The organism is Pseudonocardia hierapolitana, from assembly GCF_007994075.1.
GTDB lineage: Bacteria > Actinomycetota > Actinomycetes > Mycobacteriales > Pseudonocardiaceae > Pseudonocardia > Pseudonocardia hierapolitana.
In genome coordinates, this window is record NZ_VIWU01000001.1 from 7,966,427 (window position 1) to 7,981,290 (window position 14,864).

At 73.5% G+C, this 14,864-nt stretch carries 19 protein-coding genes; 10 read left to right on the forward strand and 9 right to left on the reverse strand.

Translation table 11 applies throughout. The features are described from left to right. The first annotated feature begins 9 nt into the window (after window positions 1-9). The 5 genes from FHX44_RS37500 (at window position 10) to FHX44_RS37515 (ending at window position 3,923) form a co-directional block, all read left to right on the forward strand. Window positions 10-1,098 (forward strand): helix-turn-helix domain-containing protein, encoded by a 1,089-nt coding sequence (locus FHX44_RS37500; RefSeq protein WP_147260088.1) that lies wholly within the window; start codon window positions 10-12, stop codon window positions 1,096-1,098. 65 nt (window positions 1,099-1,163) lie between these two features. Next, a complete protein-coding gene (locus tag FHX44_RS37505) occupies window positions 1,164-1,904 on the forward strand; it encodes an HD domain-containing protein (protein WP_147260089.1) in 741 nt (246 codons plus the stop codon). A gap of 114 nt (window positions 1,905-2,018) precedes the next feature. Continuing rightward, on the forward strand, window positions 2,019-2,168 hold the full coding sequence (locus FHX44_RS42485) for a hypothetical protein (protein ID WP_170309201.1): 150 nt from the start codon (window positions 2,019-2,021) through the stop codon (window positions 2,166-2,168). Between the two features lie 84 nt (window positions 2,169-2,252). After that, a complete protein-coding gene (locus FHX44_RS37510) occupies window positions 2,253-2,717 on the forward strand; it encodes a nitroreductase/quinone reductase family protein (protein WP_212612829.1) in 465 nt (154 codons plus the stop codon). A 36-nt stretch (window positions 2,718-2,753) separates the two neighbouring features. Then, window positions 2,754-3,923: a tyrosine-type recombinase/integrase gene (locus FHX44_RS37515; RefSeq protein WP_147260090.1), complete on the forward strand. Its 1,170-nt coding sequence runs from the start codon at window positions 2,754-2,756 to the stop codon at window positions 3,921-3,923. 27 nt (window positions 3,924-3,950) lie between these two features. Here the strand turns inward: FHX44_RS37515 and FHX44_RS42490 are convergent, their stop codons facing one another. Beyond that, window positions 3,951-4,220 (reverse strand): hypothetical protein, encoded by a 270-nt coding sequence (locus FHX44_RS42490; RefSeq protein ID WP_170309202.1) that lies wholly within the window; start codon window positions 4,218-4,220, stop codon window positions 3,951-3,953. A gap of 124 nt (window positions 4,221-4,344) precedes the next feature. Between FHX44_RS42490 and FHX44_RS37520 the strand changes: the two genes are divergently transcribed. From FHX44_RS37520 to FHX44_RS37540, 5 genes are all read left to right on the forward strand, one after another. Then, window positions 4,345-5,187, forward strand: a complete 843-nt coding sequence (locus FHX44_RS37520; RefSeq protein ID WP_170309203.1) for a helix-turn-helix domain-containing protein — start codon at window positions 4,345-4,347, stop codon at window positions 5,185-5,187. 21 nt (window positions 5,188-5,208) lie between these two features. Next, complete coding sequence (locus tag FHX44_RS37525) at window positions 5,209-5,409, forward strand: DUF397 domain-containing protein (protein WP_147260092.1); 201 nt, start codon at window positions 5,209-5,211, stop codon at window positions 5,407-5,409. A gap of 151 nt (window positions 5,410-5,560) precedes the next feature. Next, on the forward strand, window positions 5,561-6,340 hold the full coding sequence (locus FHX44_RS37530; RefSeq protein ID WP_147260093.1) for an AraC family transcriptional regulator: 780 nt from the start codon (window positions 5,561-5,563) through the stop codon (window positions 6,338-6,340). A 29-nt stretch (window positions 6,341-6,369) separates the two neighbouring features. Further along, window positions 6,370-6,729, forward strand: a complete 360-nt coding sequence (locus FHX44_RS37535) for a VOC family protein (protein WP_147260094.1) — start codon at window positions 6,370-6,372, stop codon at window positions 6,727-6,729. A gap of 15 nt (window positions 6,730-6,744) precedes the next feature. Further along, the gene (locus FHX44_RS37540; protein WP_246170805.1) at window positions 6,745-7,755 is read left to right on the forward strand and encodes an LLM class F420-dependent oxidoreductase; all 1,011 of its coding nucleotides are present in this window, start codon (window positions 6,745-6,747) and stop codon (window positions 7,753-7,755) included. Here FHX44_RS37540 and FHX44_RS37545 read toward each other — a convergent pair. The 8 genes from FHX44_RS37545 to FHX44_RS37580 all read right to left on the reverse strand — a co-directional run bounded on the left by FHX44_RS37545 (window position 7,724) and on the right by FHX44_RS37580 (window position 14,754). Continuing rightward, a complete protein-coding gene (locus FHX44_RS37545; RefSeq protein ID WP_147260095.1) occupies window positions 7,724-8,491 on the reverse strand; it encodes a class I SAM-dependent methyltransferase in 768 nt (255 codons plus the stop codon). The genes FHX44_RS37540 and FHX44_RS37545 overlap by 32 nt on opposite strands. A gap of 41 nt (window positions 8,492-8,532) precedes the next feature. After that, the gene (locus FHX44_RS37550) at window positions 8,533-9,315 is read right to left on the reverse strand and encodes a class I SAM-dependent methyltransferase (protein WP_147260096.1); all 783 of its coding nucleotides are present in this window, start codon (window positions 9,313-9,315) and stop codon (window positions 8,533-8,535) included. Window positions 9,316-9,364: 49 nt separating this feature from the next. After that, the gene (locus FHX44_RS37555; protein ID WP_147260097.1) at window positions 9,365-10,144 is read right to left on the reverse strand and encodes an alpha/beta fold hydrolase; all 780 of its coding nucleotides are present in this window, start codon (window positions 10,142-10,144) and stop codon (window positions 9,365-9,367) included. Between the two features lie 65 nt (window positions 10,145-10,209). After that, window positions 10,210-11,253 carry a ferrochelatase gene (locus FHX44_RS37560; RefSeq protein WP_147260098.1) on the reverse strand — a complete coding sequence of 348 codons (1,044 nt, stop codon included), beginning with the start codon at window positions 11,251-11,253 and terminating at the stop codon, window positions 10,210-10,212. A 7-nt stretch (window positions 11,254-11,260) separates the two neighbouring features. Further along, window positions 11,261-12,037 (reverse strand): enoyl-ACP reductase FabI, encoded by a 777-nt coding sequence (gene fabI, locus FHX44_RS37565; protein ID WP_147260099.1) that lies wholly within the window; start codon window positions 12,035-12,037, stop codon window positions 11,261-11,263. A 28-nt stretch (window positions 12,038-12,065) separates the two neighbouring features. Further along, window positions 12,066-12,776, reverse strand: coding sequence for a 3-oxoacyl-ACP reductase FabG (gene fabG, locus FHX44_RS37570; protein WP_147260100.1), 711 nt, complete (start codon window positions 12,774-12,776; stop codon window positions 12,066-12,068). A gap of 112 nt (window positions 12,777-12,888) precedes the next feature. Further along, window positions 12,889-13,875 carry a VWA domain-containing protein gene (locus FHX44_RS37575; protein WP_147260101.1) on the reverse strand — a complete coding sequence of 329 codons (987 nt, stop codon included), beginning with the start codon at window positions 13,873-13,875 and terminating at the stop codon, window positions 12,889-12,891. After that, window positions 13,876-14,754: a DUF58 domain-containing protein gene (locus FHX44_RS37580; RefSeq protein ID WP_147261791.1), complete on the reverse strand. Its 879-nt coding sequence runs from the start codon at window positions 14,752-14,754 to the stop codon at window positions 13,876-13,878. Between the last annotated feature and the right edge of the window lie 110 nt (window positions 14,755-14,864).

A 14,864-nucleotide genomic window follows, 5' to 3' on the forward strand; every position in this document is an offset into this window, starting at 1 on the left:
GGAGGACCGATGGGTGGACGACCCCGAGGCGCGGAGGTGCTGGCCGCGGCCGAGCGGGCGACGAACGCCGCAGGCATGTTCGCCCGGGTGTCGGCGCGGCTGCGGCACGTGGTGCCGCACGACGCGGCGGTGTGGGCGGCCACGGATCCCGAGACCGGGCTGATCACGGCGCCGATGGTGGTGGAGGGCCTCGGCGACCGCGAGCGGTGCGCCGAGTACTGGGAGAGCGAGCTCCTGGACGAGAACGTCCTCCCGTTCCGGGATCTGGCCATGGCTCAGGTCCCCGCAGCCGGGCTTCGCGCCGTCACGGGCGACCTGCCCGCCCGCTCCGCGCGGTACCGGCGGTTGCTCCAGCGCCAGGGCGTGCACGACGAGCTGCGCGGAGTCGTGCGCGCGGGAGGTCGCTCCTGGGCCGTGGTGAGCCTGTTCCGCACGGGCGGGCGCGCGTTCGGCCAGGACGAGGTCGATCTCGTCGCCTCGCTGTCCCGACCGCTGGCCACCCGGCTCCGGCGCCTCGCCCGCCCGTCCTGGCTCGAGCCGCTACCGGATGCGCCGGGTCCCGGACTGATCGTCTTCGACCAGTACGGCGCGGCGACGTCGATCAACGACGAGGCCCGCGAGCACCTGGCCTGCCTCCCCCACGGTCCGTCCATCCCGTCCGCGCTCGGCGTGCGGATGCCGATCTGGATCGTCGGTACGGCCCTGCAGGCGCGGGCGATCGCGAAGGGGCGCGACCGGGGCGGGGCGCGCACGCGCATCCGCACGACCCAGGGCCGCTGGCTGGTCTGTCATGCCTCCGCCCTCACCGGCCCGGGCGGGCGGCCCGGGCCCATCGCGTTGGTGCTCGAGCCCGCCTCCGCGGGTGATCTGGCCGTGCTCGTGGCCGAGGCGTACGAGCTGACGCCGCGCGAGCTGCAGGTCGCCCAGGAGATCGCGCGCGGGCTGCCCACCGGGGAGATCGCCGCCCGCCTCGTCATCTCGCCGCACACGGTCCGCGACCACATCAAGGCGATCTTCGAGAAGACGGCGGTCTCCAGCCGCGGCGAGCTGGTCGGGCGGCTGTTCGCCGAGCACTACTGGCCGCGCGCCCGGAACTGACCGGCCCAGCTTCAGGAGCCCTGAAGGCTGGTCTAGGCTTCAGTCTTACTGAAGCTGGAGGGGCGATGGACGATTACCGGGACCTGCCGTTCCCGCGGACCGGGCTGGCTGTCGACGCGATGCGCTTCGCCAGGAGCATCACGGAGCCCGCGATCTTCAACCACAGCATGCGCACCTACCTGTACGGGCGCTTCCTCGGCGAGGCGCAAGGGCTGCTGCCCGACCGCGACTACGACGACGAACTGCTGTTCCTGGGCTGCGTGCTGCACGACGCAGGGCTCAGCGACCGGGGCAACGGCGACCAGCGCTTCGAGCTCGACGGCGCCGACCTCGCGGCCACCTGGCTCACCGAGCACGGGCTGGCCCCGGAGAAGGTCGAGATCGTGTGGGACGCCATCGCCCTGCACCTGTGCTTCGAGATCGCCATGCGCAAGCGTCCGGAGGTCGCACTCGTGACCGCAGGGGCCGGCTACGACCTCGGGGCCGGCGGCCCGGAACCACCCGCCGGCTACGCCGACCACGTGCACGCCGCGCTGCCCCGGCTGCACGCCGCGGCGGCGCTGCACGACGCGATCGTGGACCAGGCGCTCGCCAAGCCGCACAAGGCGCCGCCGTACACGGTGCCGGGCGAACTCGTCCGGCAGACGACCGGGCAGGTCTGGCCCACATGGCGCGAGCTCATGGAGGAGTCCGGCTGGAACGACTACGACGGCTACCCCGACGCGCGTGATCGACCGGCCTCGTCGGGGCGCAGCGCGTCCAGGATCAGCGCGAGCCCGAACTCGAACTCGGCGGCGAAGTCGTAGCCCGACCCGATGGCGTGCCGGGTGTGAGCTCCGCTGACCGGCCTGTTCGCGGCGCTTCGGTACGCGGCGTTGTTCGCCCTCCTCGCCGCGAGGAGGCGGTCGTCCGGACCGGTCGTGCGGGGCGTGACGCAGGCCGCGCTCCTGGCGGTGGCGACGTGGCTCGCCTCGATGGTGTTCGCCGTCGCCCTCGACCGCGCCGGGTGGCTGCTGCGCGCTCTCGCCCACCGCGGGACGACCTCGTCCGCGACACCCGTCTCGTCCTGATCGGTGTCACATCGGCGCGCCCCGTCTCGTCCTCCTCACGACACCGCGCGACCGCGCGGCACGCCGAGACCCCGAGGAGCGACCGTGCTCGACCACGACCTGCGGCGCCGGATCCTGCCGGTGCAGAACAAGCTGCTCAACCCGCTGGTTGCCTGGCTGATCGCCCGTGGGCTCGAGCCGCCCACGTACGCCGTGCTCGAGACCGTGGGACGGCGCACGGGCCGGGTGCGGCGGGTCCCGGTGGCCAACGGCCTGGACGGCGACACCTTCTGGTTGATCGCGGCGCTCGGCGAGCGGAGCGCGTACGTGCGCAACCTGCGCGCCGACCCGCGGGTGCGGATCAAGGCGCGCCCGGCGCGGCTGCGCGACGGGCTGCGTAGCCGCTGGCGGACGGGCACCGCACACCCGCTGCCCGACGACGACGCCCGCGCCCGGCACCGCGCCCTCGGGCGCGGCCGGCCCGGGTACCGGCTCGACGGCGTGCTGCTGCGGGCGCTCGCGGACGGCGACATGCTCACGGTCCGGATCGACCTCGACCCCGAGGGATGATCAACCGCGGGCCGGCCGTGCCGTACGGTCCTGCGGATGGAGCTGGACCCGCTCGCCGTGCTCGAAGCCGTCCGCGACCGCTCCCCCGCCATCCCCGCCGTGGACGAGTCGGTCTGGCCCGGCGTCGACGACCCCGAGGTGCTGCGCGCCCAGCTGCTCGACTGGCTCTCCCAGTACGCCAACGCGGGCACCCGCCGCACGTACGCCTACGCGCTGGGCCTCCCGATCGCGTGGGTCGACCCCACGGACTCCCCGCAACGCCCCGGGCCACCGGCGGCCCCGCCGGGCCCGCTGCACGACCTCGCCTGGTTCCGCTGGTGCGCCCGCCGCACGCTCGACCCGCGCGACGCGACCGCCGGGCACGTCAAGGCGTGGCTGCACGCGCTCGACGCCGCGGGCGCGCAGCGCCGCACGCGGCAGCGGATGCTGTCGACGCTCTCCGCGATGTACGGCCACCTCGCCGAGACCGGCGTCGTCGCGGCCAACCCCGCGGCGCTCAACCGGGCCCGGCTCGGCCTCTCGTCCAGTGCACGCGACGCGTCCCCGACCGTGCGGCTCACCGCCGAGCAGCTCAAGGCCCTGCTCATGGCGGCGGCGCGCCTGCCGTACTCACGCAGCCCCCGGCTGGCGCGGCTCTACGCGCTGCGCGCGGTGGCGGTGGTCGCCCTGCTGACGCTCGGGTTGCGGATCTCCGAGCTCGTCGGCCTCGACCGTGACGACCTCTACCGCACCGGCGGCGACGACGTCCTGCGCGTCCTGGGCAAGGGCGGCCTGCACCGCGAGGTGTACGTCACCGACCTCGTCCGCGAGGCCCTGGCCGCCTACCTGGCCGAGCGCGACCGCCTCGCCGGCACGGCCGTGCCCGCCCACCGGGGCCGCACCACGGCGGCCGCCGCCCCGATGATCGCCACCCGCGACGGCGGCCGCTGCTCCCGCGTCGACCTCTACACGCTGCTGCGCCGCATCGCCGCCCACGCCGGCCCGGCCCTCGACGGTGTGGCCGAGCGCGTGCACCCGCACGCCCTGCGCCACGCCTACGTCACCATCGCGCTGGAGCAGGACGCCCGCATCCAGCACGTCCAGGCCGACGTCGGCCACGCCACGATCGCGACCACCCAGCACTACGACAGAGGCCGCCGCACGCGGGAGAACACCGCGGCCGATCTGGTGGCCGCAGCGATCGCCGCAGCCCCCGACCCACACTAGAGCCACTTCACACACCCCGGGCGGGCTTCACACAGGGCCGGCCTTGTGTGAAGCCCGCGCTCGATGTGTGAAGTCGGGTTCCTCCCCGTGGGCGACCAGGGCCAGCGCGCACGGCCACTGCGGCGCCCGCCGCGTCTGGCTGGTGCAGCCCCGGCAGCGGCCCTCCGCGTCGGGGATGTGGAGGGCTCGCAGGCGGTCGCGGACCAGCGGCCAGCCGGTGATGATCTCGGCGGCCTCGCCCATGAGGCGGAAGTTGCGTTGGGCAGGAGTCTCGTGGCGTCGTGCCGCGGAAGTCATGGCGGCGAGGGTCCGGACGGACCGCGGAGATCGAGACCGTCGACGCGAGAAGCGCGGACGCGAAATTCCCGCTCCGAGCTTCTCGTGTGCCACGATCCGTGATCGAGTCGGAGCGGGGGGTCACGTGACGCGGCGCGAGGGTTCGATGGTCCGCCGGCGGGTGCTGGCCCGCCAGCTGAGGCTGTTGCGCGAACAGGCCGGCCTCACGCTGGAGGAGGCGGCGCCGAAGCTGCATTTCTCGGTGAGCAAGCTCAGCCGGATCGAGAACGCCCAGGTGGTCATCGACATCCACTGGGTGAAGAGCATGCTCGACCTGTACGACGTGGGCGGGACGCGATGGACCGAGTTCGTGGAGCTGGCGCAGGAGGCTCTGCAGCCTGGCTGGTGGCGGGCCTACGGGCTGGGCAACAACAGCTACATCGCCTTAGAGACAGAGGCGAGCCGGCTCCAGGAGTTCACGCTCTCATACGTTCCCGGGATTCTGCAGACGGCTGACTACGCCCGCGCCCTGATGTGCGCCGTCCCGCTGCAGCGCACCGAGGAACAGCTGGAGAACGAGGTCGCGGCGCGCATCTACCGCCAGCAAAGGCTCACCTCGGACGACAACCCGCTGGCCGTGATCGCTGTGATCGACGAGTCGACTCTGCACCGCCCGGTGGGCGGCGCAGAGATCCAGCGCGAGCAGCTCGCACACATCGCGAAGCTCGCGGAGCTCGACACCGTGGCATTGCACGTCCTGCCCACCGCCGTTGGCGCGCATGCCGCTCTGCCCTCCGGCTTCATGATCCTCAGCTTCGGCGACCTGGACGAGCCGGACATGGCCTACGTCGAGCATTCCCTCGGAGCGTTGAGTCTTGACAAGGCCGGAGATGTCGCGCGGGCTAGGCTGACGTTCGAGCGTGTGCTGTCCGATGCGCTCGACCCGGCTGAGTCGCTGGCGCTGATCCGTCGGCTGGCCGGGAGGTGAGCCCGTCCGAAGGAGAAGGCCGTGCGCGACGAGGAGCTCCGCTGGTTCACGAGCAGCTTCAGCGGCGGCAACGGCGCCAGCTGCGTCGAAGTGGCGTTCCTGCCCGATGGGGTGGCGTTGCGTGACACAAAGGATCGCGCCCTGCCTCCGCACCGCTACCCGCCGGCCCGCTGGTCGGAGTTCCTGGCCGGCGTCCGGGCGGGCGAGTTCGACCGGCACTGACCTCGTTTCAGCGGTCGTCTCCGTCCGCTCAACGCCAGTTGCGCGGGAATGCGCCACTGGCACACCGACTTCGGTGTGCCCGTAGCGAATGCGGTCGGCGCACCGGCACCACAATCGGTGTGTGACCACCTTGCCGGGTAGCTGACCGCCGATGCGCTACCGGGAGCACCCGCCGCCGCAGGCGCTGCGGCCGTTCGTGCGTTGCCTGTGGGAGCTCGCGCACGACTACGGCGGCTCGGGTTACTCGCGGGAGCACCTCTGGGCCACGCCGTACGCCGAGCTCCTCGTGCTGCGGGCCGGGAGCTACCGAGCGGGCGGCAGGACGCTGCAGGGGGTGGCTTTCATGGGCCCTCGCACCAGACCCGTCACGCTGACCTCCGATGAGCGGGTCGAGCTGGTGGCGGCTCGCTTCCACGTGGGCGGGGCGAGGGATCTCCTGGCTTGCCGGCCGGGCGATGCCGTCGACCTCGTGGCGGACGCCCCGGAGGTGCTGGCACCGACGACCCCGCTCGGAAGCGCCACCACGCTCACCGCGCTGGCCGGCTGGCTCCACCTCCACCTCGGCCACGCCACCCCGGATCCGGTGGTGGTGACCGCGGCCAGGATCGTCGCGGAACGCTGCGGGCAGGTCCCCGTCACGAGCCTCGCAGGCGAGCTCGGCACGACGACCCGGACGTTGCAGCGACGCTTCGACCGATCCGCGGGGATGTCCCCGGGCGCCCTCGCCCGGATCCTCCGGTTCAACCGGGCGCGGGAACTGCTCGTCCGCGACAGCCGAGTCGACCTCGCCGCGCTCGCCGCCGAGACCGGGTACGCGGACCACGCCCACCTCACGCGCACGTTCCGGGAACGCTTCGACCTCAGCCCGCGTGAGTTCCGGGAGCTGCTCCGGGAGATCACCGAGGCCGGTGTCGCATCGGTTCAAGCGTGATCGTCCCGGGCCTGGGTAGCGTCCGGCGGGTGATCCGACACGTCTCGACCGTGGCCGTCTACGTCACCGACCAGGACGAAGCCCTCCGCTTCTGGACCGGGAAGGTCGGCTTCGAGCTGCGCGCCGAGTGGCCGATGGGGGACGCGCGCTGGCTCGAGGTGGCCCCGCCGGGGGCCGCGTCGGCCCTCGTCCTCCACCCGAAGGCGATGATGCCGGACTGGGAGACACGGCGACCCGGCGTGGTCTTCGAGGTCGAGGACATCGAGGTGACCTGCTCCCGGCTCGCCGCCGAGGGGGTCTCGTTCGCCAAGCCGCTCACCGAGATGCCGTGGGGCAGGTTCGCGTCGTTCCTCGACACCGAGGGCAACGAGTTCGGCCTGCGGGAGTGAGCCGCCGCGGACGGCGTGGAACAACACGCCCGCCGCCCGACGTTGGCGCTCGCCATGGAGATCACCGTGGTCATCGCGTCGCGACCCGACGTTCCCCCGGAGGAGGAGCTGCGGACCGCCGTCGTGGCCGACCGGCTCGGCTACCGGGACCTCTGGGTCGGTGAGGGGTTCGTCTGGGATGCCTTCGCGCTGGCTACCGCCGCTGGGCTCGCGACGGAGCGGATCGCGCTCACGGTCGGCCCGATCCCCGTGTCGGTCCGGGACCCGGCCTCGATCGCCCGCGCCGCCGCCTCCACGGCAGCACTCGTCCGCCGGCCGGTCGGGGTGGCGCTGGGCACGTCGAGCGTCCGGGTGGTCGAGCGGATGCACGGCCGGTCCCGGCGCCGTGCGGTCACCACGATGGCCGAGAGCGCGCAGGCGCTGCGGGCGCTGTTCCGCGGCGAGGTGGCCGACTTCGCGGGCGAGACGGTGTCGACCCACGGCTACCGGCTGCGGCTGGACCCGCCCGGCGGGCCGATCACCCTCGCCGCGTTCGGCGACCGGGCGATCGCAGTCGCCGCCGAGCACGCCGACCGCATGGTGCTCGACCTGGTCTCCCCCGAGCAGGTCCGGCACTACCGCGCCAAGCTCGAGACGGCGGCGCAGCGGATCGGCCGGCCCGCGCCGCGGCTGGCGGCGTGGCTCCCCGCCGCCGTCGACCCCGGACCGGAGGCGCGGGCGCAGGTGCTGCAGAGCCTCGTCGGCTACCTGGAGGTCGCCGGGTACGGCGAGATGTTCACCGCCGCAGGGCTCGGCGACGCGGTGCGGATGGCGCTCGCGGGCGCCACCCGTGGGGAACTGCTCGCCGCGGTGCCCCCGGAAGCCGCCGACCGGATCGGGCTCGTCGGCGACCTCGGCACGGTGCGCGAGCGACTGGCCGCTTACACCGCCGCCGGCCTGGACGAGGTGGTGCTCGTCCCCGCCACGGCCGGCGATCCGGGCGGGGAACGCACCCTCACTGCGCTCGCGGCCTCCGGGCCTCGATGAGGTACCGGCTCGAGTGCGCCACGAACGGGCCCTCGGCCTCGATCAGCTCGTGCAGCTCGCGCAGGCGGTCTCGGTAGGCCTCCACCGTGAACCCGGGGACCATCCAGATCACCTTCCGCAGGAACCACACCACCGCGCCGACGTCGCGGAACTCGATGCGCAGCCGCGCCGTCCGCAGGTCCACGACCTCCAGGCCGGCGGCGCCGGCCCCCTCACGGGCGTGGTCGGGATGGCGGCCGCTCCGGATCTCCGCGGGCTGCGGGCCGAGGAAGAACTCGACCAGCTCGAACACGCTCGCCGGCCCCACGTGCTGGGCGAGGTAGCTCCCGCCGGGCCGCAGCACCCGGGCGATCTCCGCCCACCACACGGTCACCGGGTGGCGGCTGGTCACCAGGTCGAACGCGGCGTCGCCGAACGGCAGCGGCGGCTCGTCCGGATCGGCCACCACGGCCACGCCGCGCGGGTGCAGCAGCTGCGTGGCCCGCGCGACGTTCGGCGGCCAGGACTCGGTGGCCACCATCAGCGGCGGGTAGGCAGGCACCCCGGCGAGCACCTCCCCGCCGCCGGTCTGCACGTCCAGGGCGGCCGACACCCGCGGCAGCCGCTCACCCAGGAGGCGCTGGTAGCCCCACGGCGGTCGTTCCTCGGTGGCCCGGCCGTCGAGCCAGGAGAAGTCCCAGCCCTCCATCGGAGCCGCCGCGGCCTCGGCGACCAGATCCTCGAACGTGCGACGCATGATCGCTTCCTACCCGACGGCCGGGTCGGGCCCGCACGGATTCACCGCGTGGCGATCGTGACCGCGTACGGCACCTCGGCCACCAGCTCGGTGCTCGACGACGACTCGGCGGCGAGCATCTCGGCGAGCGCCGTGCGGGCGGCGTCCCACGTGCCGGCGGCGCGCAGCGCCTCCACCGCCCCGGCGAGCGGCCCGAACTCGGGAAGAACGTCGATCAGGGCTTCGATCGACGGCCAGCGGACGGTCACCGTGCGGGCCACCGTCTCCACCGTGACCGGCAGGCCGGCGAAGATCGACCGGACGGCATCGGGGTCGGCCCAGTCGGTCGGCATCGGGCCGGGCTCCGCGTCGTCCTCGTCGTCGCCGGCCAGAAGTCCGCCGACGATCCCGCCGATCTTCGAGTACACCGAGTCGAGGCTCCAGGCCGTGGACGCGATCACGCCGCCCGGGCGGCAGAGCCGGACGAGCTCGGTGGCCATGCCCCGGTGGTCGGGCGCGGCCATCGCCCCGAACGTCGAGAGCACCCGGTCGAAGGACCGGTCGGGGAACGGCATCGCGGTCATGTCCGCCTCGACCCAGTCGACCCGCACGCCCGCCTCGTGCGCACGGCGACGGGCGATCGCCAGCAGCTCAGGGGTGATGTCCAGCCCGGTGACGCGGCCGCCCGCCCGTGCGGCGGCGATCGCCGTCGGGCCGTGGCCCGTGGCGACGTCCAGGACGTCGAACCCCTCCACCCCGACCTCGGCGACGAGGCGCGTGCCGACCGCGGAGAACCGGTCGCCCCAGCCGGCGTAGTTCCCCACCGCCCAGACAGAACATCCCATGCTGGCTATATAACCATGTTGGCATTTAGAGTGCGAGCCGACTTTCCGATCAGGCGATCGCCCGTGCACGGCGAACCGGCATCAACGTCGCCGGGGGAACCTCCGCCCCGAGGAAGTCGAGCACCGTCCGAGCCGTCACGTCGGGGCGTTCGATCGGCAGCGCGTGCGACGTGCCGGGAACGATCGACAGCTGACCGGCGGGCAGCGCCTCGTACATCTCGCACGTGTGCGCGAGCAGGACGGCGTCGTCGTCGCCTGCCATCACCAACGTCGGCGCGGTGATCCGGCCGAGATCTTCCGTGGTCAGTGTCGGCTCGGTGGTCACCATCGCCATGAACTTCTCGAAGACCTCGCCGAAGTGCTCTCCTCCATCCGGCGAGCGCTGGGCGTACGCCTCGAAGATCGCCCTGGCGAACGGTGAGTCCTCGGGCATGTCGAGGCTGCCGAATCCGTCGTGGTGGAAGTTCGCCCCGATCACCACCATGCGGTCGACGAGCTCGGGCCGGTGCAGGGCGACGAGCAGGCCGATGATGCCGCCGTCGCTCCAACCGACCAGATGAGCCGGCCCGCCGACGACCGCCTCGAGCACGGCGATCGTCTCCGCCGCCATGTCGTCGTAGTGGAACGGTGCTGGGGTGTCGGCCGTGTATCCGTGGCCGCGGCGATCGAAGGCGACGAGGCGGTGCCGCTCGACCAGAGGTGCTCCGATGGCCTCGAGCAGCAGGTCGCTGTTCGACATGCCGCCGTGCAGGAGGAGGATCGTCGCCGGTCCGCTTCCGCGCAGGTCGACCCAGGTGGGATGCCCACCGATGTCGCGGCGCTCGCCCATGGCTCCTCCAACCCGGGTCGCACGCCGGGAACGGCGAGGGTAGTCCGGTGCCGGTGCCCGGGGCACTACTCCGGTCGGACCGGGCGCTGCGCCGGCCGGCAGCAGTCGACGGCGCACGGCGCGCCGTTGAGGGTGGAACCGTCCGCGGCGACGTCCCCGAGCGAGCGCGGGGCGGCGTCGTGCAGGTGCTCGGCCACGAGCTCGGCGACCATGTCGGCGAACCGCGGGTCCGGGCCTGCCGTCGCGGCGCGGGCGAAGCCCATGCCCAGTTCCTCGGCGCGCTCGCGGGCCTCGGTGTCGAGGTCCCAGATCACCTCGACGTGGTCGGACACGAACCCGATCGGCGCCACCACCACGGCACCCACGCCCCGCGCGTGCAGGGCGTCGATGTGGTCGACGATGTCCGGCTCGAGCCACGGCACCTGCGGCGGCCCGGAACGTGACTGCCACACCACGTCGTGCTCCTCGGCACCCAGCTCCGCCGCCACGAGCCGGGCGGCCTCGGCGACCTGCCGGGAGTACCGGTGCCCACCCTCCCCGGGCGGCCCGGCCGCGGCATCGGCGGCGACGGGCACCGAGTGGGCGGTGAACACGATCCGGGCCACGTCCTGGAGCTCCGCGGGCAAGGTGGCCCGCGCGGCGCGTACGGCGTCGGCGTTCGCCGCGACGAACAGCGGGTGGTCGAAGAAGTGGCGGATCTTCACCAGCTCGGGCGCGCCGTCGCCCACGGCCTTGCGGGCCCGGGCGATGTCCTCGTGGTACTGGCGGCAGGCCGAGTAGCCGCCGTACGCGCTGGTGGCGAACACGAGCGCGCGCCGCACGCCGCCGCGGGCCATCTCCGCGACGGTGTCCTCCACCATCGGGTGCCAGTTGCGGTTGCCGAAGTACACCGGCAGCTCGATCCGTTCCCGGACCGCCGCGATGATCTCGCGGTTGCGGGCGTTCAGCGGGCTCACGCCCCCGAAGTGCTGGTAGTGCTCCTCGACGGCGTCCAGCCGCTCCGGCGGCACACCGCGGCCGCGGACGACGTTCTCGAGGAAGGGGCGCACGTCGGCAGGCCCCTCCGGCCCGCCGAACGACAGCACCAGCAGGGCGTCGAACTCACTCACCCGTGCATTAGACACCTATGGCGTGGAAGCCGCCGTCGGCCCACACCATCGAGCCCGTGGTGGCCGGCATCCAGTCCGACAGCAGCGCGCACACGGTCTTCGCGACCGGCACCGGGTCGTTGACGTCCCAGCCGAGCGGCGCACGCCCGTCCCATGCGTCCTCGAACGCGGCGAACCCGGGGATCGACTTCGCCGCCATCGTGCGCACCGGCCCGGCGGCACAGAGGTTGACGCGGATGCCCTTCGGCCCCAGGTCGCGCGCCAGGTAGCGGGTGACCGACTCCAGCGTCGACTTCGCGACGCCCATCCAGTCGTAGGCCGGCCAGGCCTGGCGGTTGTCGAAGTCCATCCCGACGATGGAGCTGCCCGGCCCGAGCAGCGGCAGCAGCGCGGTGGACAGCGACTTGAACGAGTAGGCGCTCACCTGCAGCGTCTGCGCGACGTCCTCCCACGGCGCGTTGAGGAACGCCCCGTCTCCCAGGCAGGACGCGGGCGCGAAGCCGATCGAGTGCAGCACGCCGTCGAGCTTCGGCTCGTCGCCGAGGTGCGGGGAGACGCGGTCGACGAGGGTGTCCAGCTGCTCCTGGTCGGACACGTCCAGCTCGACGACCGGTGCGGCCTGCGGCAGCCGCTGCGCGATCCGTTCCACCAGCCTGAGCCGGCCGAAGCCGGTGAGCACCACCTGCGCGCCCTGCTCCTGCGCCACCTTCGCGACGTGGAAGCCGAGCGAGGCATCGGTGATCACACCGGTGATGAGCAGGCGTTTGCCCTCGAGCAGTCCCATGGAAGCCTTCCGATCGTCTGGAGTGGAGTCAGTGGCCCATGCCGAGGCCGCCGTCCACGGGGATGACCGCGCCCGTGACGTACCCGGCGGCGTCCGAACCCAGCCAGGTGACGGCGGAGGCGATCTCCTCGGCGCTGGCGTACCGGCCGAGCGGCACCTGCGTGAGGATCTCGGCGCGGCGGGCGTCGGGCAGGGCGCGCGTCATGTCGGTGTCGACGAAGCCGGGCGCCACGACGTTGGCGGTGATGCCGCGCGAGCCCAGCTCACGGGCGATCGAGCGGGCGAGGCCGACGAGCCCGGCCTTCGAGGCCGCGTAGTTCACCTGGCCCGCGGAGCCGGTGAGGCCGACCACGCTGGAGATGAAGATCATCCGCCCGGACTTCGCCCTGAGCATCCCCCGCGACGCGCGCTTGGCCACGCGGTAGGCGGCGGTGAGGTTGGCGTCGACGACGCGCGTGAACGACTCCTCGCTCATCCGCATGAGCAGCGTGTCGTCGTTCATCCCCGCGTTGGAGACGAGGACCTGAACGGGCCCGTGCTTCTCCTCGACCTCCGTGAACGCCGCGTCGATCGCCGCGGAGTCGGTGACGTCGCACTGCACCGGCAGCAGCTCCCCCGGCAACCCCTCGGCTCCGCTGCGGTGGGTCACCGCCACCTGGTCCCCTTGCGCCGCGAACGCCTTCGCGATCGCCAGCCCGATCCCGCGGTTGCCTCCGGTCACCAGCACGCTGCGTCCCACGCGGCCCACCCTATGGGGCGCGCCCGCGGCCGAGCGACCCCGGCTCGCCGAGCCCGCGACTCGCGCGCGCGACGGCGCGACTCGCGGTCTCCACTCGTTGCGCGAGCCGGGGTCAGGGCAGGCGTCGGCCCAGAGCGATGCCGGTGCCCAGGCCCACCACCAGGAGCAGGGCGCCGCCGGCGAGCCACGGACGGCTGACGTCGACCCGGCGCACCTCGTAGCCGATCTGGTCCGACAGGTCCGCGTAGACCCGCCGCAGCTCGCCCTCGCTCGCGGCCGTGAAGAACTGGCCGCCGGACAGCTCGGCGATCTGGCGCATCGACGCGTCGTCGACGGCCACGGGCGTGCGTTCGCCCGGGTTGATCTCGATCGTGCCGTAGTCGGTGCCGAACGAGATCGTGGACACCGGGATCCCGGCCTCCGCGGCCGCCCGCGCAGCGGTGAACGCGCCGCGCGGCTCCTCCTCCGGCATCACCCCACCGGGCACGGTCTGCTTGCCGTCGCTCATCAGCACGATCCGCGCCGGTGGCGGGCCCTCGGCCGCCGCGCCCGCGATGGCCTGCGAGAACGTCTCCACCGACTGGATCGCCGCGAAGATCGCCTCGCCGGTGGCGGTGGACTCGGACAGCTTCAGCCCGTCGACGGCCCGTTTGATCGGCTCCCGGTCGACGGTGGGCGACACGAGCACCGCGGCAGTGCCGGCGAACGACACGAGGCCGAGGTTGATACCGGGGGTGAGCTGGTCGGCGAACGCCTTCGCGGCGACCTGCGCCGCGGCGAGCCGGTTCGGCTCGACGTCGGTGGCCTGCATCGACAGCGACACGTCGATCACCAGCACGACCGTGGCCCGGTTGCGGGGCACCCGGGCCTCCGCCTGCGGGCCGGCCAGGGCGATGGTGAGCACGGCGAGCGCGACGATGAGCGCCGCCGCCGGGAGGTGCCGGTACCAGCCGTGCCGCTTCGGAGCGACGCGGTCGAGCAGCTCGAGGTTGGTGAAGCGGATCGTGTCGCGGCGGCGCCTGCGCAGCAGCAGCACGTAGCCGGCCACCATCGCCGCCACGACGACGAGCAGCACCAGCCACCACGGGTGCGAGAACATCTACCGCCCTCCGGACCAGGCGCGCTTGCGGGCGAGGACGAACCGCACGACGTCGGCGATCCAGTCCGAGTCGGTGCGCAGCGTGAGGTGCGCGGCCCCGCACCGCCGCAGCACGGCCGCCACCTGCTCGCGGTGCTCGGCCGCGGCGGCGGAGAACTCGCGCGCCAGCAGCGGGGTGATCGTGACCTCGCGCTGCCTGCCGCTCTCCGGGTCGGCCAGCACGACGGTGCCGACGTCGGGGAGCTCCAGCTCACGCGGGTCGAGCACCTCGACGGCGAGCAGCTCGTGCCGGGCCGACAGCGCCCGCAGCGAACGCTCCCAGTCGGGCTCGCCGAGGAAGTCGGAGATCACGACCGCGAGCCCGCGCCGCCGCGGCGGGCGACGCAGCTGCTCGACGGCCGCGGCGAGGTCACCCCGGGTGCCCTCGGGCGGACGCGGGGTGCTCGCGACGCGGCGCAACATGCCCTGGGCGTGGGCCAGCCCGCCCCGCGCCGGGATCCGCACGAGCTTCTCCCCGGTGGCGACGAGCACCCCGATCCGGTTGCCGCCGCCACGCGTGAGGTGGGTGACCGCGGCGAGCGCCGCGATCGCGAGGTCGCGCTTCTCGCACGCCGCCGTGCCGAAGTCGAGGCTGGCCGACAGGTCCATGACGACCCACGTCTCCAGCTCCCGGTCGGCCATCGTCTCTCGCACGTGGGGCGCGGTGGTGCGGGCAGTGGCCGCCCAGTCCATGTGCCGCACGTCGTCACCGGGCACGTAGAGCCGCGAATCGCCGGGCTCACTGCCCGGCCCGGGCACGAGGCCCAGGTGGTTGCCCTGCAACAGCCCGTCCAGCCGCCCGCGCACCGTGAGCTCCAGGGTGCGCAGCGCGGCTTCCATCCGCCCCTCCCGGAAGGAGGGCGGCGTCGCGGGCGCGTGCCGGCGTCCCGGCGCGGAACCGTCCGGGTCACCGCCCCCGGGAGGACCGTTCTCGCGGACGTCGGGACGGC